We start from the raw sequence: 17,158 nt of genomic DNA, 5'->3' as shown, positions 1-17,158 counted from the left end.
ATGATACAAACCTATTCAAATCAAAGATATATGAATAGGTTAATAGGGACGAATTGAAATAATGATTTTAGCTGAAAGGAGTGCACAAAGTGAGGATTATGACAATTTTGGGGACAAGACCAGAAATAATTCGTCTTAGCCTTATTATTAAAAAACTTGATTTGCTTGCCTCGAAACACATACTTGTCCATACTGGCCAAAACTTTACTGAGTCATTAAGCGACCTGTTTTTTCGGGAATTAAAGATCAGGGAACCAGATTATTTCTTATCGAAAAAACAGGCCACTTTAGGTGGGCAGCTTGGAAATATGTTTAATCAATTAGAAAATATCCTTCTAAAAGAAAAGCCGGATAAGGTTTTGGTGCTTGGAGATACAAATAGCGGATTAAGTGCCATCCTGGCAGAGAGAATGGGAATCCCGGTTATTCATATGGAAGCGGGGAATCGGTGTTTCGATCTGGATGTTCCGGAAGAAAAGAACCGAAAAATAATCGATGCTATTGCCAGTTTTAATATGCCTTATACACCACAAAGCAAAGAAAATTTAATGAGAGAAGGATTTCCAAAAAATAGAATCATCCTTTCTGGAAACCCAATAAAAGAAGTATTAAGTGCTTATAAAACCAGTATTGAGCAGAGTCAAATAATTAAGTCACTTGGTCTAAAGGAAGAGGAATACTTTTTGGCAACAATTCACAGGGCTGAGAATGTAGATAATATAAGCCACCTAAGAGAAATCATGAATGGAATCAACAGGGTGGCAGAGGTTTACCGGAAAAGAATCATCTGCAGTATACACCCCCGAACCAAATCCAAGCTTCAAAAGCTTGAATCATTTAGGCTAAATACCTTTGTTGAATTTCATGAACCTTTTGGTTTCTTTGATTTTGTTCAATTGGAGCAAAAGGCGTTATGTGTTTTAACTGATAGTGGAACTGTCCAGGAGGAGTGCTGTATTTTTCGTGTCCCCACGGTTACAGTACGTCGGACAACTGAAAGGCCTGAAACAATTGATTGCGGAAGCAATGTTCTATCAGGTATTGACTCTGGAAAGATATTAAATTGTGTAAATGTAATGCTGAATGGAGAGAGAGACTGGCCTTTGCCTGAGGGATATGGCGAGACTGGTGTTTCTGATAAAGTGGTGAAATTATTGATGGGAGGCATGGAAGTTGTTTAAGAACCAGACAATTTTAATTACTGGAGGAACGGGTTCTTGGGGTTATGAACTTGTTAGGCAGCTTTTGGATTATAATCCTAAGGAGATAAGAATTTTTTCCAGGAACGAATCTAACCAATTTTTGATGAAGCAAGAATTTGACAATAACCCGCTGCTTCATTTTGTAATCGGAGATATTAAAGAAAAAGAAATTATCATGGAAGCATCTGAGGGTGTTGATTATGTTTTTCACCTTGCTGCCCTGAAGCATGTACCAGTATGTGAGTATCAGCCACTAGAAGCATTGAAAACTAATGTTCACGGAACACAAAATGTTATTGAAGCAGCCATTGAAAACAAGGTAAAAAGAGTTGTCTATATTTCAACTGATAAAGCGGCAAATCCCTCCAATTTTTATGGTTTATCTAAAGCAATGGGGGAAAGGCTGATCATCCACGCCAATACTCTTAACACAGACACTAAATTTGTTTGCATAAGAGGTGGAAATGTTCTTGGAACAAATGGAAGTGTAATCCATGTCTTTAAGAAACAAATACAGGAAAAAGGAAGGATTGGTATTACTGATCCTGCAATGACAAGATTTTTCTTAACAATTGAAGAAGCTATCAAGCTGGTATTCAAAGCCACTTTTGAGAGTATGGGCGGGGAGATTTTTGTTATGAAGATGCCGGCATGTAAAATTCTAGATCTTGCTCATGTTTTATCAGAGGATATGGGAAAAAAAGGAATAGAGGTTGACATTCTGGGTGTCAGGCCTGGAGAGAAGATACATGAACTTCTCCTTTCAGAATATGAAAGTGAAACAACAATTGCATATGATGAAGAGTATTTTGTCATTTTGCCAAGTATTCATATTGATGGCTTAAAAGAAAAATATGCTAATTATAAACCGGTTAATCTTTTAAACTATAATTCCAGCAAAGACCTAATGAGCAAGGATGAAATCAGGGGAATTTTAAGGAAAGGCAGGTTTATATAGATGAAGGTATTAGTCCTTGGAGGAAAAGGGATGGCTGGCCATATGATAGTTGATTATCTTCAAAGGCAGCCGCTATATGACGTTATTTATACTTCAAGGAATAAAGAAGATAAAGATGGAATCTATCTAGATATCACAGATTCATTGATGCTTGAAGAGGTCATCAATAATGAAAAACCAGATATAATTATAAATTGTATCGGGATATTAAATGACTTTGCAGCAAATAATCAAAAGCTTGCCTTTCAGGTTAATAGCTTGCTTCCGCATCAGTTAGTCAAATTTACAGAGCGGTACAATGGCAAACTGATTCATATTAGTACGGATTGTGTTTTTTTAGGAACTAAAGGAAATTATACGGAATATGACATACCAGATGGCACTTCTGTTTACGCTCAATCAAAGCAGCTTGGAGAAATCATAAGCGATAAGCATTTAACCATTCGTACTTCTATAATAGGTCCAGAATTAAAAGATTCCGGAATCGGCCTATTTTTATGGTTTATGAGGCAAAAAGGGACTATTAAGGGATATAAGGAAGTTTATTGGAATGGTGTTACAACTCTTGAATTAGCAAAGGCAATTGATTGGATGATTAAGCAGAATATTACGGGATTATATCACTTATCATCCGATAAAAAGATATCAAAATTTGCATTGCTGATTTTGATCAAAGACATTTTTAATAAAAATGACGTTATAATTCAGCCAGATAGTGAAATAAGACAGGACAGGACCATTATTAATACAAGAAGCAATTATAAAAAGTATGAAGTTTCAGCTTATGAGGAAATGCTATTTGATCTTAGAGAGTGGATGAAAGAAAAGTGAGCGGGAAGTCTAAAATATTAATTACTGGTGCAGCTGGATATACCGGCCTTCATTCCTCCAGATATTTTACATCTGCTGGATATGACGTAGTTGCTGTCACAAGAAGGGATATTGCTATCGATGGTGTAATGGTAGAACAATGCGATCTTAATATCAAAGAGTCGGTGCTAAATTTAATAAAAAAAGTAAAACCGCAATATCTTCTGCATTTGGCAGGTCAAAATCATGTTGGTGAATCATGGGAAGATCCCATAATTACAATGGAAACAAATGTACTCTCTACTCTTTATTTGCTGGACGCACTCCAAAAAGAATGCCCTAATTCAAAATCTGTCATAGTTGGATCAGCTCTCGAAATCGACCCCTCCAATATATCTGCTATTAATCATCCATATAGCCTCAGTAAAACGCTTCAAGTACTTGCTGCAAGAGCATGGGCAGAACTATATGGCCTTTCAATTGTCATTGCCCAACCAACGAATCTAATAGGCCCCGGAAGGTCAAACGGAGTTTGCTCTGTGTTTGCAAAAAAGATTGCTGAAATGGAAAGCCGTAATGCTAAACCAATACTTGAAGTGAAAAATCTATGTGCACAACGCGATTTCATAGATGTACGAGATGCCATCAGAGCATATGAAATCCTTTTTAGAAAAGGGGTAAGTAAAGAAATCTATCCCATTTCATCAGGAAAAAGCCGTTCTTTAGAGGAAATCGCATTGGTATTTAAAACCATGACGCCAATTAATTATAGTATCAAATCTTCTGATGTAAGCAAAAAAGAAGAAAAAGTTGAGATTTCTTCTAAAAAAATGAACGATTTGGGATGGAGCCCGAAATTCTGCATAAAAACATCACTTGAAGAAAGTCTTAATTATTATAGAAGAAATTATTCCAGAGGAAGGGGTTGACTCTGGAATATCATATTTATGATGCCGTTTCCTAAGAACATCTAAAAATGGATAGTTGGAAAAAATTCACTTAACTTTTACCAATAGTCGTCCAGTGTTTATTTGGTGCTAATCAGCCCATCTAGCTTATGATAAGGGGTGGGCCGCTTCTTATATTAAGTTTAGAGTTAAAGCAGATGTGAACACCGATTTTTAAGAGTTTTTTTTCAATACTTGGATATATAGAGGATGATGTTCACCCGATTCGGGTTAGAAAGGATTGAAATCACAGTGGAACACAAAGAAAGCCCTCTCGTATCAATTATTATTCCATTCTATAACTGTAGGTTCGTTGCAAGAGCAATTACCAGTGCTTTAAAACAAACGTATCAAAATATAGAAGTTATTGTGGTTGATGATGGATCCACTCATCACTTTCCGATGATAAAACCGCTTAAGGACAAAATTATCTATATTAGAAAAAAAAATGGCGGAACTGCCTCGGCTTTAAATGAGGGAATTAGAAATTCGACAGGGGATTACATTGTATGGCTAAGTTCAGACGACTTATTTTTTGCTACCAAGGTGGAAACGCAATTAAATTTCATGAGGAATGAAAATTTTTTGTTTTCCTATACCAATTACTTTTGCATAAACGAAGAGAATAGAATTATCTCTAATTCTGTTGGCCCTGCAGGTTTTTCACATGATGAGCTGCTAAATAGTTTAAGAATGGGCTGTCCGATAAATGGTTCCACAATTATGATGCGGAGAGATGTTATTGAAAGAGTAGGGTTATTTAATGAGTCCCTGGTATATGCAAATGATTATGATTATTGGATCAGGGTTTTTTTAAAATATGAAATTGGACATTTAAATATTCCGCTCACCTTATATAGAGTTCATAGGAATATGGGAACAAAGCTCTTTATGAATGATGTGTTAGAGGAAACAGAAAGGGTAAAATTACAACACAAAGAGGAGATGGACCAGTATTTGAAAAATAAATTTAGTTAAATCTTGAAACAGCTTTTAAGTAAGGGCTGTCTACTGTTTGCTTTGCGGCTTACTTTACTGACGAGAAAGTGCCAACAGTTATTTTAAAAATATCTTTATAGGCGGCTTTCTATTAACGATAAATAATAATCTTGATTCTATAATTATTAGCTTAAGGAGTGAGTAGTTTGAATAATGGGTTAGTTGCTTATCATCAAGAACACCCTGTTGCAAAGTCTAATCCTCATGATGCGATAAAAAACTTTGTGAGAGTATTCAACAAATATTCTGAAGTGCAATTACGAATGTTTGTTATACACTTCCTGGGCATAACTGTTCCAAATGTACATTTAATATATGATTCTTATTTGAAATTCCTAGAAGGTTATTCTAATAAATTTAAAGGAATTTCAAACTTATTTAATAAAGTGTTTCGGCAAATAGCTGCAAAACTTTGGCATGAAAAAAATTTAACAAACTTACTAGAAAATATTCCATATAACAGAACACAGGTACTGGAAATTCTTGAGGAATTAGAAAAGTATCCAGATATAAATGCTTTTGCTTCAAATTTTAAGAATATGATTAAATTATAAATTTCCGGGAAGTAAAATTCCCGGCATTTTTTTTCGCTTCTGCCTGGTGCATTAGCCGTTTCAAGTTTAAGAGATTTGAATTTAATAAAATATACCCTCATGTATTAGATCAAATAGATTGGAGCAGAGCATTTGAGAAAATTACTTACTGTCACAATTGTTGGATTCATTGCCCAATTAATTGACGGATCTCTGGGAATGGCTTATGGGGTTACCTCCTCCTCTTTGCTTTTAATGTTAGGTATGGCCCCTGCAGTAGCATCTGCCAGTATTCATATGTCTGAAGTGGTAACGACTGCTGCCTCAGGGTTTTTTCACTTTAAGTTTGGGAACGTAGACAGGGGGACAGTATTAAAATTAATTCTTCCCGGCGGTGTAGGAGCATTTATAGGAGCCTGTTTTTTAAGCAATATACCAGGAGAAGCTGTCAGGCCCTTTATCTCTGTCTTTTTATTATCATTGGGATTTTACATTTTGTTCCGCTTTTTGTTTTTGAAGAATGCCTATAATGAGAATAGGGGTATTGAGCTATCAAACAAAAAGGCGGCGATCCTCGGTCTGTTAGGAGGGTTTGCTGACGCTACCGGTGGAGGCGGCTGGGGTCCCATTACCACACCTGTTCTTCTGGCCCAAAAAGACACAGTTCCAAGAAAAGTGATTGGAACTGTTGATACGAGTGAATTTGTAATAGCATTATCAGCTACTGCAGGTTTTCTAATATCTTTAGGCTGGCAGGAATTTGATTGGTTTTGGGTTATTGCTTTAATGATAGGCGGGATGTTCGCCGCCCCTATTGCAGCATGGCTCGTAAGGAAACTGCCTTCATACATCCTTGGAGTAGCAGTAGGGGGAGTAATTATCATAACCAATTTTCATACGATTATCAATCTGGCAGATATAGAAGTGACACTATCTTACCTTTTATATGCCTGTCTTTTTATACTTTGGCTAATAGCTATAATTTTTACAATTAAAAAAAATAATAAAGGCTAATTTATGGATGACACAAAAAAAGGAGGGAAGGTATGGATCAAGAAAAGAATTTATTTGCTCCTATATTTAAAGTAACAAAGGAGAAACGAAGAGTACTCCATGGACATAATAGCATGATTATTTGGTTTACTGGTTTATCCGGATCGGGAAAGACAACACTTGCAAATGAACTAGAGGAAATTCTGAACTCAAAAGGAATCTCCACTTATATCTTGGATGGAGATAATATCCGGCAGGGACTAAATAGCGATTTAGGGTTTAGTCAAGTAGATCGAAAAGAAAATATTCGGAGAATCGGAGAGGTAGCAAAGTTATTTGTCGAGAGCGGAATTGTGGTACTGGTTACCTTTATATCACCATTCGCTTCAGAGCGTAAACTGGTCAGAGATATGGTTGATAAGGACGAGTTTATTGAAGTGTATGTCAATTGCTCCCTGGAAGAGTGCGAAAAAAGAGATCCAAAGGGCTTATACCAAAGGGCAAAAAAAGGGGAAATCAAAGAGTTTACAGGGATTTCTTCGCCTTACGAAGTGCCTGAGAATCCAGAAATCATCCTAGAGACTTCGAAAAATTCAATAAAAGAGTGTACTGAATCTCTTTATGAGTATCTAAAAAGATTTCTGTAAATAGTTAAGGAGGGAAAAAATGAATTCAAATATAGAACCTCATGGAGGAACTTTAGTAAACGGGAGGTTATCTAAAGGGGAGAGAAAAAAATATTTATCAAAACAAGATTCCATGCCTTATATTTCAATTTCGAATTGGACTATATCTGATATTGAACTAATTACAAATGGCGGTTACAGTCCACTTTGCGGGTTTATGAATCAAAAGGAATACCTCAGTGTATTGGAAAACATGCATCTCACAAGCGGTCTTCCCTGGACAATACCCATCACACTTCCCCTTGATAAAAAGGAGGCTGAACAACTTAAAATAGGAGATGAAGTCCTCCTAAGAGGGAAAGACAATAAACCCTATGGAGTTATTAAAATAGGGGAGATATATAGTTACAACAAAGAATATGAGGCATTGAAGGTTTACGGCACAAACGATCAACATCATCCTGGTGTGAAGAAATTAAATACCCAAGGGGATATTTATGTTGCAGGTCCAGTTTATGCACTTAATCAGCCTTCACACGCACCATTTGAAGACTATCTAAAAGAACCAGCTGAAACAAGAAAAATGTTCAATGACTTAAAATGGAGCACAATCGTTGGCTTCCAGACACGTAATCCAGTACATCGGGCTCATGAATACCTGCAAAAGTGTGCCTTGGAGATTGTAGATGGCCTTTTACTTCATCCGCTGGTTGGAGAAACAAAAGGGGATGATATACCAGCAGATATCAGAATGGAAAGCTACAGTGTATTGCTGGATAATTATTATCCGAAGGAACGGGTTAGGTTGGTAATCTATCCGGGAGCTATGCGCTATGCAGGCCCGAGGGAAGCTGTGCATCATGCCATTATCCGCAAGAATTATGGGTGTACACACTTCATTGTCGGAAGAGATCATGCAGGTGTCGGAAATTATTATGGAACTTATGATGCTCAAAAAATATTTTCCAATTTTGACCCGGACAAAATTGGAATTAAACTGATATTTTTTGAACATAGTTTTTTTTGTAAAAAATGCATGAATATGGCGTCCGCTAAGACATGTCCTCACTTAGAAGAGGACCGCTTTTTTCTAAGCGGCACCAAAGTCAGGGAGATGCTAAGAAATGGAGAGCAGCTTCCACCTGAAATTACAAGGCCCGAAGTAGCGGATATTTTAAGGAAGGGATTTAGCAATAACGTCTAGCATATAGAGCTCATTTGAGGAATCATCCTGGGAGTCTGTTAATTGATGCTGATGGATGGTTCCTTGTTTGCTTAAAAATGCTATCAAAACTCAATCCCAAACCTCCGAAAATACCAATCATCATCAAATTTCCTTTTCTTCAAATAAACCTGTTTCTTCTCCATCGCCCCATTCTGAATCACTCTATTTTCCACGGCTTTTGACTTTGTATGCTTTACCATCATTTTACGGATTTTTTGAATGCGGCTGGGATTAAAATGCAGATAGGCAAGTCTTAATAGGTTATAGTAGTAATCTTCCATTTCGATTTTGTAGGGCTGTACTTTCCTAAATAAATGCAGTACTTTCGTTTCCGGCTGAACATAACAATTGTAGCCGAATAACCAGAGCTTAATAGAAAGTTCCACATCTTCATGACCCCAAGTCGGAAACCCTGTTTCAAATCCTTCCACATCCTCAAATACATCTCTTCTGATCGCAAAGCACCCTCCTGGCAAAATGGCTGTTTCAAATAGATGATCCCTTTTGGTATTCCAGTGGGTCCTGAATTTATTAGATCTTTCATTTACCCATAGTGTTTGGCCATACCCGATAAAATTGGGATTGCCTATAGCACCAATGGCGGGGGTAATGGAATCGCAGGTCCCATCAAGAATTGATTCAAGCAGCCTGTCGAGCCACAAATCTTCAAATTCCAGGTGTGCATCACAAAATACAAGAATGTTCCCATTTGCTTTTTCTGCTCCTGCATTTCTTGCATTTGCTGCTCCTACACCTGGTGTATTCACCACTGTGATGTTTTTATCCAAAAACTGATCCTGAAGAAAATCACAGCAATGATCATCAGACTGGTCATTTACAATAATAATTTCATATGGAAAGTTAATCTCCGCAGAGAAAAAAGATTCAAGAGTGTTTTTTACGTTGTTTCCTTCGTTTTTAACAGGAAAGATAATGGAAGCAAGCAAATTTATCTCACTCCTTTAATGTTATATAACTGGAAGTACTCTCGCTTCCACTTCTTTAAGGGTAAGCTGCCCGGCGACATAACTGCATATAAGGGAATAATTAAAATGGATAGCAAATAAATTCCTATAAATGGAACGGGTCACTGCCTGAAGATGTATTTGAGGCTGGATCAGATAGGCATCCCATATTTTTTTTTCGGTGCTTATGTTTTCCTTATTTCCTTCAGCAAGGATATATTTGCTTGTGATTGGAGGGAAGGATAGCAGTGTCAAATTATCATCTTTATTGCCTTCGCATTGAGCCGGGAGAGAAGAAGCAATGATCTTTTCTGTGACTTCCACTTTTTTTATTTGTTCTCGTTTTATAAGATACTTCAGCTTCGTCATGTTCCATTCCATGCAATAGTACTCGTCTTGGTTTAGCGGAATTCTCACTTTAGCTTTTTGGTGATCAGTCATGATGTATGGCTCGTCAAGTGAGCCTCTTAAACACTGTTTATAATATTTTAGGGTCTCTTCAAGCTCTTGTGGCGGGGGATTTACCATTTTCAAACCAATGCTTTTCACGAGTTCCTCCAAATACGGAACAGTTAAAAACTCATCTAGAAGATAAATCTTTTCCATGGTTAACACCTCGGTCTTAATATTCTCATAAGTAGTAATAACTTAATGTTCTTTAAGCTTGTAACGTGACAAAAATAAATACATATAGATATATCAAGAATCTGTGCAGAGGGAGGAGAGTGAAATGTTGAAAAGGGCCAAAGTTGTATTAGTGAGGAACGGCAATTGGCAACGATACTCGTGTGAGATGAAAAATCTTCAAGACAGACTTTTTTCCTCCAAACATGATATACAGCCAAACAGAAAAAGTTTACAAAATGACCAAGATAATAAGATTTCCTTGAATAAGAATAAAGGGATAACAAATCAAAAGACTCTCAGCTTCTCAGTCCATAAGGAGAAATTTAATAACCCGCACGATGCTCTCCTCCAAACAGAAATGATCATTGGAGAAATCAGGCATTATTTAAAACATCTTCGCCTCGAGGAGGGAAAATGGAGAAAAGATAAAAAGAAAAAAGACTTAATGATTAAAGAGTTTGTTTTACAAAAGAAACAAATGAAAAGAGAAATATCCGATTATAAACATTTGGCTGCTATTCACGAAAAAAGAACACAGTTTTACAAGAACGCACTTCAGCGAAAAAATGGAAAAGGAAATAAAAAAGTGCGTCACCAGTTAAATCGTGAAGCAAGAAGCTTAGAACCAGGGGCTTCATACCCTGTAACTCAAAAGGGACCAGATAAAAAGCAGAGCATTGAACTAATTGAAAGAAAGATTAACCAATTAACGGACTTAAAGAAAAAGGACTATCTGAGGATACAGAAGTTGGGCAGCGATTATCAGGTATTCCATGAAAATTGGGCAGTAAAAGGGATTATTATGCCTATTCATCATGAAATGGACATGAATAACATAAAGAGAGGGAGTTGGTTAGAGTTGGCTTGGAATTGGCTTAATGGAGATAAACAAACTCAGTATTTGGAAAAAACAGCAGAATTACAAAGTACCATCAATGAATTGAAAGCTACGGTTAGTTCATATGAAGAAGTTCTGGAAAAGCTTAGTAAGCAATTTGACCAGTATGAAAAAAATGAAGAACTTTATCTGCAGGAAATGGTTGACTTAAAGGAAAATCTGCAGGCCATAGCTGGCAGTGAAGATGAGTATTTATATGAAATCCAGCAGCTCAAAGATGAGATTCAGGAATATAAGCAGAAAAATATTAGTCTTGAAAAAAAGATTTCAGAATTGGATCTTTTGAAAGAAGAGCTGGATGCAAAATCGCAGCAGTTAAAAGAATATGAAAATATGAATAACCAATCTTCATTACCTCCGCAGAAAATGCAGAAGAAGGAAAAAATATCGAAAAAGATGAAGCAGCAAAATGCAAATGCTCAACGCAGCCAAAGAACAGAAATGAGACAATTTGAACAAAAACAAAGCTCCATTAGGAGGTCCAGGACCTCTAATGCAAATGGAATGCAAAGGAATATGAATAATCAGCCAAGACAAATGAATCCAAGTCAGCAGCGAGCTCAGAACAAACTGGATTTAATCCAGAAATTCTACCCTCAGGCTCGATCGCAGAGCAGTGTTTTTAATCCTTTTAAATACTAAAAATAAAAAACTAACGGGAGTGGTTGAAGTGGAAACACCGAAAAAATTTTATGAAAGTTTTAAAAAAGCGAGAAAATTCCCAGCTGGTAATAAGGCCAAGAAAGCATCAGGGCTTTTAAAAGGGAAAAATCAAGAATTAAAACAAACATCGAGCAATGGCAAGAAAAAAATCTATGTTTCGGGAACTGCGAGTGCCACTCAACCCAGACGCAGGAGCTGCTGCGGCCGTTAACCATAAATTTGACTTTTACAACAAAAATGTTGTTTATATAAATCGTTCGGTTTTGAATGAAATGATTAATCATTGCAGAGAAGAGCTTCCTTATGAAGCATGTGGGCTTCTTTCCGGTCAACATGGCCGAAACGAGATGATGTGGAAAATTAGGAGTACGGAAAAAAGTCCAACTTCTTTTGCAATGGATATGAAACAGGTCTCAGCTGCCTTAACTGAAATGAAAAAATTCTCTCAAACTATGACAGGCATGTACCATTCACATCCTTCCGCAGCCCCATTGCCTTCAAGAGATGACATCAGAAACTTTCATGATCCCGCAGCAGCCTATTTTATTATTTCATTCGCAAATAGGAAGACTAGTATAAAGTGTTTTAAAATAATTGACCATAAGGCTTTTCAAGTGAAATTTGAAGTTATAAGATAATTTTATCCTTTCTAATTTAACAGGTGTGTTGTGTAGATCGTCATATAAGCCTCGGATACGGGAAATCCGAGGCTTTTTATGATTTAATATACATATAGGGAATACCGATGAGAAAGGAAATTGAAATCTTGCCAGTAAAATCACTGTTAAAACTAGTTGTTTTTCTGCTCATATTATCCACCATTGGGTTAATAGTTTATGAATATAGCAGATATTATATAGGACCACCAAATTTGGAGGAAACTTCTCTCCCGACCGAGCTTCACCCTGCAGTTGCAGAAAAAAAGGACCAGCTGATCTCTAAGGCTGCCGACATAGGCATAAACGTTGTTATCACCCAGGATTTCAGAAGCATAGAGGAACAGGATGCTTTATATGAAAAAGGCCGCACTGCTGAGGGGAATATTGTTACTCATGCAAAAGGGGGAGAGTCCTACCATAATTTCGGACTGGCGATTGATTTCGCCCTGATGTCTGTAAACGGCCAGGTTATCTGGGATATGAATTATGACGGCAACGGCAACAGTAAAGCAGATTGGATGGAGGTCGTGGAAATCGCAAAGGGGCTTGGATTTGAATGGGGAGGGGATTGGACACAGTTCAAAGACTATCCCCATCTCCAAATGGACTTTGGACTTTCCATATGGGAACTGCAAAGAGGAAAAAGACCGCCTGAAACTGAATAAATAAAAGAAACTGCACTCATGATGTGCAGTTTCTTATTTTTTGTTAAAGCACCATCTCCGATTGTACATAGTGATACAGAAGCTTAGCTGTATTCTCAATTGAATCCTCATGTGTACGTTCGAATGCATGGGAAGAATCAATTCCCGGTCCGATTAAGCCGTGGACAATATCGTGTCCGGCACGGATGGCTGCAGAAGCATCAGATCCGTAAAAAGGATAGATATCAAGCTTATACCCAATTCCATTATCCTTGGCAAGCTGAACCAGCCGCTTTCTTAGTTCGTAGTGATAAGGGCCGCTTGCATCCTTCACACAGATAGAAACGGTATACTCATCAGTCGATTGCCCGTCTCCCATAGCACCCATATCAACAGCCAGATATTCTACAGTCTCCGGTGTGATATTGGAATTGCCGCCATAGCCGATTTCTTCATTATTTGAGATAAGGAAATGGGTTGTGTACGGCAGTTCAATGTTCTCAGTTTTCAGCTGTTTAATCAGCTGAAGAAGAATCGCGACACTTGCCTTGTCGTCAAGATGGCGTGACTTAATGAATCCTGCCGGTGTCGTCTTCACACGCGGATCAAAGGAAACAAAGTCTCCAACTTCAATGCCCAGTGCACGGACGTCCTCTTCATTATGTACTTTTTCATCAATGCGCACTTCCATGTTTTCCTGGTTTCTTTCAGCTTTCCCGGCATCTTTGTATACATGAACAGATGTTTGATGCATAAGAATGGTGCCGGTGAATTTATTGCCTGAAGATGTTTCGATTTCACAATATTCGCCTTCAATCGAGTTATATTTAAATCCTCCGATCAGGTCAATCTTCAGGCGTCCGCTAGGCTTAATTTCTTTCACAATTGCTCCCAGGGTATCAACATGGGCAGTCAGCATCCGGTGACGATTTTGGTCTTTACCGGGGAGGGAAGCAATTAGCCCTCCTTTGCGGTTGCGTTTTGTTTCAACATTAAGCTCATTCAAAAACTTTTCCACATATGTAATCACTTCATTGGTATTTCCGGATGGACTTGGAATAGAAACGATTTCTTTTAGTAAGTTAATGGTTTCTTTTGTATTTGGGTATGCCATTTAGAAAATCTCCTCTCAAATTATTCACACGCAATTCTTATTATACTGTTATTTCTTGGGATAAGCATGCCCTATAAATAAAAAACTGCCAGAACGGCAGTCGGCCTCTTTATATTTCTTCTGAGAGCAAGCTTTTCCTTGTTCTTAAACGGTAAAATCTTCTAAAGTCTTTTACAAGTACCTTAACGACGGAGTAGAACGGTATGGCAATGAGGATTCCGATAAAACCATAAATTGATCCTGCAGCCATTAAGATAATGATGACTGTAAGCGGATGGAGGTTAAGCCTTTTGCCCATCACATGAGGGGAAACGAGATTACTTTCAAGCAGCTGAACAGCGATAAGCACCAGTACTATTTTTAATACCATTCCGGGACCTTGCAGTAAACCGATGAAAATGGCGGGTATGATGCCAAGTACCGGACCAAGAAATGGCACGACAGTAAGGAACATCGCAAAAAATGCCAAAGTTAATGCGTAGTCCAAGCCTATAATCATATAGCCGATATACATTAATACACCATCAACGACAGCCACTATAAACTGGCCCGTAACATAGGAAAACAAGGTCTTATCAATATCTCCGAGAATTTTATTGCCTTCTTCCTCGTGTTTATCCGGCAGATATTTTAACAGAAAAGGCCGAAGCTTGTGGTCATCCTTTAGGAAGTAGAAAAGAATAAAGGGCACCACAACCAAGACAGTGACAATGCTTGTAATGGTAGAGAAGACTTTCATCACGTTCTCGCCAGCGCCAGATAAAATGGTCTCTAAAAAGTTCAAGGCTTTGTTTTTGACTTGGTCATAAGAAAACATGCCCATATTGTTTTTTTCAACCACTTTCTCCGTTTCATCCGATAAATCTTCCATCTTTGCCGGCAGGTTTTCGCTTAGTTCAGTAACCTGGCCGCCAATCAAATTGCCGATTGCGTTAAATCCTAAATACCCTGCACCTAGCACCACAGCAAAAATGACGATAATACTGGCTGTTTTGGGTAAAGGCCTGGAAACCAATCTAACCAGTGGCCTCAATATGTAGTAAAGTATCCCAGCGATCAATACCGGAAAGAAAATGGTGGCAACCAAAACCCTAATTGGCCATAGGAAGTAATCAATCTTTCCAAGCAGAAAAATGATGATTAATACGAAAATAGTGCCTGCTGCATATTTAAAAAATGGTTTATTGATCCACATTCATATACCCCAACCTTATATATGTATTTAGTAAACACCTTTCCTTTTTTCAAACAGTATTAAACACAGCCGTTTAAGAATCGATGTAAGAGGAATAGGTAAAACATAAGAACGCACAGGTGAAGGAGTATAACGATGCTGTTTATAAAAAATGTAACCATTAAGGAAGCAATGCTGTTTTTATTGTTTGCAGGAGTGATATTGGCTGCCAAATGGACAGTTAACTTACTCGTAAAAAAGTGGAAGGGCAAGTCAGTACAAAACGACCGGATCATTCAGGGAATTTCTTCACTCGTGAATTGGGCAGCTTTTTATGGAATTATCATTCTATTCTTGTTTTATTTTTCAAGGGAGAAATGGCTTTTTTATACCCTGTTCACAGCAGGGGATGTGGATGTGACGCTATATTTAATAATCGTAGCTTTTTTGACAGTCTCGCTTGCAAATCGGATCGTAAAAGTATTCACCAAATATGTATTAACATCTGTTTATGAATTCTATGGAGTTGACAGGGGGCTCGGTTATTCATTCAACAGAATGATCTATTATACCGTTATGATTGCAGCGCTCGCCATCAGCCTGACAACGGTTGGCCTTGATTTAACAGCGGCTGCTGCCCTACTGGGGGTTCTCGGCATTGGTATAGGGTTCGGCATGCGCAATATTGCCGGTAACTTTATTTCAGGCATCATTATCCTTTTTGAACGGCCGATTGAAATTGGGGAAGTGATCGAGATCAATAATAAGATCGGTAGAATAGAAAGCATCCGTCTCAGATCCACTATCGTCCGCACAGCTAAAGAGGGAACACTCATCGTCCCAAACCAATACTTCATCGAACAAATCATTAAGAACCGGACAGGCTCAGAAATGCTTGCCCAGGTTCTAATCAGCGTAGCGTATGGTACTGATACAGATAAAGTTGAAAAGCTTCTCAGAGAAGCAGTCGACGTGGAAATGCCCAACACAGAAGGGGTTTTATCGGCACCTGCACCTGATATCCGTTTTGTGGATTTCCGCAATAAGGCCATGGACTTTCTAATAGAAGTCCCTGTTGCAAACTTTGAAGCCAAACAGAAATTTGAAAGCCGGTTAAGACATGTAATTGCTGAGAGGTTTTATAAAAATGGGATCGAGCTTGCCTCAGCACAGCTGCTGCCAGGTGAATGACGGGTTCAGTTAAAGGGAGATAAAACGAAAACACCAGCCGCTCAGTGCTGGTGTTTCCTAAAATGTAACCTATTTCCCTAACAAAGCTTTCACGCCAAGATAAAGGATGGCAAGACCAAAGATGATCATAGCCAGACTGCCGACAATGGTGAAAAAGCTGGCAATGCCTGAAGTAATAACTGCAGAAACAGGTACCATTGTCAATCCGTAGCCTGCAAGCATGCAAGCAAGATATAATAATGCCAATTGATACATTATAGATCCCTCCCTTCCATACTAAGGTATGAAAAGGAAGGAATTTTGCTTGGTCTAATATCCCGAATCTTCGGAATAACACAAAAACAGTTCTTTGGAATTATCTGGTGTTAATCACTCTTCTTTACTTCCTGTATAGCAATGATTTTCAGGGCAGTTAATTCTTCCTCTGATAACCTTTCTGTTAAAAGACTGTATAATTCATTCTGCTCTTCAGAAGTCAGTCCGCCTTTTACTTTTGAGACACTCTGCTGGATTTCCTTCATCGAAAAGCTCTCTGAAATCTTCTTCACTGCCTCGTCTTTTGTCTTGATCGGCAACGATGTCTTTTCTAGATTTACTGTTGTTAAATCCTCTGGGCTGCTTCCGAGGAGGGCCTCTACATTTGGATCAGCAGCAAGCATCTCCAGATCATCATCAGTGATGCTGCCGGCAACCTCTGTCATTACTTTATTTGATATCAGATCCATTGAAGCAAAATAGATTAGGAATCCCAATAATATAAAAGACCCTCCGGTTATTGTCCAAAAAATAATTTTTTTCAACTTTTATGGCCTGTTCAGGCAACGAACAGATCCGCTCACACTCCTCCCATTTTTTCTCTCCTTAAATTGTAAAGGGTCATTTCCTTATATTGCAAATCTTTCTTATCAATAGAACGTATGTGCTATAATG

Annotated in this window: 19 protein-coding genes; 13 read left to right on the top strand and 6 right to left on the bottom strand. The window is 38.0% G+C overall.

The features are described from left to right. Positions 1 to 89 precede the first annotated feature (89 nt). From wecB to sat, 9 genes are all read left to right on the top strand, one after another. Positions 90 to 1,181, top strand: a complete 1,092-nt coding sequence (gene wecB, locus DFO72_RS07275; protein ID WP_113883904.1) for a non-hydrolyzing UDP-N-acetylglucosamine 2-epimerase — start codon at positions 90 to 92, stop codon at positions 1,179 to 1,181. Continuing rightward, positions 1,174 to 2,160 carry a polysaccharide biosynthesis protein gene (locus DFO72_RS07270; protein ID WP_113883903.1) on the top strand — a complete coding sequence of 329 codons (987 nt, stop codon included), beginning with the start codon at positions 1,174 to 1,176 and terminating at the stop codon, positions 2,158 to 2,160. The genes wecB and DFO72_RS07270 overlap by 8 nt, the downstream gene beginning before the upstream one ends. Next, positions 2,161 to 2,991 carry a dTDP-4-dehydrorhamnose reductase family protein gene (locus tag DFO72_RS07265; protein ID WP_113883902.1) on the top strand — a complete coding sequence of 277 codons (831 nt, stop codon included), beginning with the start codon at positions 2,161 to 2,163 and terminating at the stop codon, positions 2,989 to 2,991. Continuing rightward, a complete protein-coding gene (locus tag DFO72_RS07260) occupies positions 2,973 to 3,899 on the top strand; it encodes an NAD-dependent epimerase/dehydratase family protein (RefSeq protein WP_243856085.1) in 927 nt (308 codons plus the stop codon). Before DFO72_RS07265 ends, DFO72_RS07260 begins: the two co-directional genes overlap by 19 nt. Before the next feature lie 270 nt (positions 3,900 to 4,169). Then, a complete protein-coding gene (locus DFO72_RS07255; RefSeq protein ID WP_113884091.1) occupies positions 4,170 to 4,895 on the top strand; it encodes a glycosyltransferase in 726 nt (241 codons plus the stop codon). A gap of 167 nt (positions 4,896 to 5,062) precedes the next feature. After that, complete coding sequence (locus tag DFO72_RS07250; protein ID WP_113883901.1) at positions 5,063 to 5,470, top strand: hypothetical protein; 408 nt, start codon at positions 5,063 to 5,065, stop codon at positions 5,468 to 5,470. A 132-nt stretch (positions 5,471 to 5,602) separates the two neighbouring features. After that, a complete protein-coding gene (locus DFO72_RS07245) occupies positions 5,603 to 6,463 on the top strand; it encodes a sulfite exporter TauE/SafE family protein (protein WP_113883900.1) in 861 nt (286 codons plus the stop codon). 32 nt (positions 6,464 to 6,495) lie between these two features. Beyond that, positions 6,496 to 7,089, top strand: coding sequence for an adenylyl-sulfate kinase (gene cysC, locus DFO72_RS07240; RefSeq protein WP_113883899.1), 594 nt, complete (start codon positions 6,496 to 6,498; stop codon positions 7,087 to 7,089). Positions 7,090 to 7,108: 19 nt separating this feature from the next. Further along, positions 7,109 to 8,272, top strand: coding sequence for a sulfate adenylyltransferase (sat, locus tag DFO72_RS07235; RefSeq protein ID WP_113883898.1), 1,164 nt, complete (start codon positions 7,109 to 7,111; stop codon positions 8,270 to 8,272). 83 nt (positions 8,273 to 8,355) lie between these two features. Here the strand turns inward: sat and DFO72_RS07230 are convergent, their stop codons facing one another. Both DFO72_RS07230 and DFO72_RS07225 read right to left on the bottom strand, forming a co-directional pair. After that, a complete protein-coding gene (locus DFO72_RS07230; RefSeq protein ID WP_113883897.1) occupies positions 8,356 to 9,240 on the bottom strand; it encodes a glycosyltransferase family 2 protein in 885 nt (294 codons plus the stop codon). Between the two features lie 21 nt (positions 9,241 to 9,261). Next, a complete protein-coding gene (locus DFO72_RS07225) occupies positions 9,262 to 9,864 on the bottom strand; it encodes a hypothetical protein (RefSeq protein WP_113883896.1) in 603 nt (200 codons plus the stop codon). 124 nt (positions 9,865 to 9,988) lie between these two features. On the opposite strand from DFO72_RS07225, the gene DFO72_RS07220 reads away from it, so the two are divergent. The 3 genes from DFO72_RS07220 (at position 9,989) to DFO72_RS07210 (ending at position 12,770) form a co-directional block, all read left to right on the top strand. Beyond that, a complete protein-coding gene (locus DFO72_RS07220; protein WP_113883895.1) occupies positions 9,989 to 11,425 on the top strand; it encodes a hypothetical protein in 1,437 nt (478 codons plus the stop codon). Between the two features lie 155 nt (positions 11,426 to 11,580). After that, entirely contained in the window at positions 11,581 to 12,084 is a 504-nt protein-coding gene (locus DFO72_RS07215; protein WP_243856084.1) for a Mov34/MPN/PAD-1 family protein, read from the top strand. Between the two features lie 128 nt (positions 12,085 to 12,212). Beyond that, a complete protein-coding gene (locus DFO72_RS07210; protein ID WP_113884090.1) occupies positions 12,213 to 12,770 on the top strand; it encodes a M15 family metallopeptidase in 558 nt (185 codons plus the stop codon). Positions 12,771 to 12,813: 43 nt separating this feature from the next. Here the strand turns inward: DFO72_RS07210 and DFO72_RS07205 are convergent, their stop codons facing one another. Further along, positions 12,814 to 13,863, bottom strand: a complete 1,050-nt coding sequence (locus tag DFO72_RS07205; protein ID WP_113883893.1) for a M42 family metallopeptidase — start codon at positions 13,861 to 13,863, stop codon at positions 12,814 to 12,816. 109 nt (positions 13,864 to 13,972) lie between these two features. Then, entirely contained in the window at positions 13,973 to 15,058 is a 1,086-nt protein-coding gene (locus DFO72_RS07200) for an AI-2E family transporter (RefSeq protein WP_113883892.1), read from the bottom strand. A gap of 135 nt (positions 15,059 to 15,193) precedes the next feature. On the opposite strand from DFO72_RS07200, the gene DFO72_RS07195 reads away from it, so the two are divergent. After that, positions 15,194 to 16,228 (top strand): mechanosensitive ion channel family protein, encoded by a 1,035-nt coding sequence (locus DFO72_RS07195; RefSeq protein WP_113883891.1) that lies wholly within the window; start codon positions 15,194 to 15,196, stop codon positions 16,226 to 16,228. Positions 16,229 to 16,297: 69 nt separating this feature from the next. On the opposite strand, the gene DFO72_RS07190 is transcribed toward DFO72_RS07195, so the two are convergent. Both DFO72_RS07190 and DFO72_RS07185 read right to left on the bottom strand, forming a co-directional pair. Continuing rightward, positions 16,298 to 16,483 carry a hypothetical protein gene (locus DFO72_RS07190; protein ID WP_009334788.1) on the bottom strand — a complete coding sequence of 62 codons (186 nt, stop codon included), beginning with the start codon at positions 16,481 to 16,483 and terminating at the stop codon, positions 16,298 to 16,300. Positions 16,484 to 16,593: 110 nt separating this feature from the next. After that, a complete protein-coding gene (locus DFO72_RS07185) occupies positions 16,594 to 16,980 on the bottom strand; it encodes a hypothetical protein (RefSeq protein ID WP_243856083.1) in 387 nt (128 codons plus the stop codon). Positions 16,981 to 17,158 lie beyond the last annotated feature (178 nt).

The sequence above is a fragment of the Cytobacillus oceanisediminis genome (assembly GCF_004366035.1).
GTDB lineage: Bacteria > Bacillota > Bacilli > Bacillales > Cytobacillaceae > Cytobacillus > Cytobacillus oceanisediminis_C.
Note: the sequence above shows the minus strand (reverse complement) of the source record. Positions and strands in the feature narration are given on the sequence as shown.

Coding starts and splice junctions, on each gene's coding strand:
- DFO72_RS07215 (WP_243856084.1), top strand. CDS start 11,581: ATGGCAAGAAAAAAATCTATGTTTCGGGAACTGCGAGTGCCACTCAAC.
- DFO72_RS07195 (WP_113883891.1), top strand. CDS start 15,194: ATGCTGTTTATAAAAAATGTAACCATTAAGGAAGCAATGCTGTTTTTA.
- DFO72_RS07200 (WP_113883892.1), bottom strand. CDS start 15,058: ATGTGGATCAATAAACCATTTTTTAAATATGCAGCAGGCACTATTTTC.
- DFO72_RS07265 (WP_113883902.1), top strand. CDS start 2,161: ATGAAGGTATTAGTCCTTGGAGGAAAAGGGATGGCTGGCCATATGATA.
- DFO72_RS07190 (WP_009334788.1), bottom strand. CDS start 16,483: ATGTATCAATTGGCATTATTATATCTTGCTTGCATGCTTGCAGGCTAC.
- DFO72_RS07220 (WP_113883895.1), top strand. CDS start 9,989: ATGTTGAAAAGGGCCAAAGTTGTATTAGTGAGGAACGGCAATTGGCAA.
- DFO72_RS07225 (WP_113883896.1), bottom strand. CDS start 9,864: ATGGAAAAGATTTATCTTCTAGATGAGTTTTTAACTGTTCCGTATTTG.
- sat (WP_113883898.1), top strand. CDS start 7,109: ATGAATTCAAATATAGAACCTCATGGAGGAACTTTAGTAAACGGGAGG.
- cysC (WP_113883899.1), top strand. CDS start 6,496: ATGGATCAAGAAAAGAATTTATTTGCTCCTATATTTAAAGTAACAAAG.
- DFO72_RS07205 (WP_113883893.1), bottom strand. CDS start 13,863: ATGGCATACCCAAATACAAAAGAAACCATTAACTTACTAAAAGAAATC.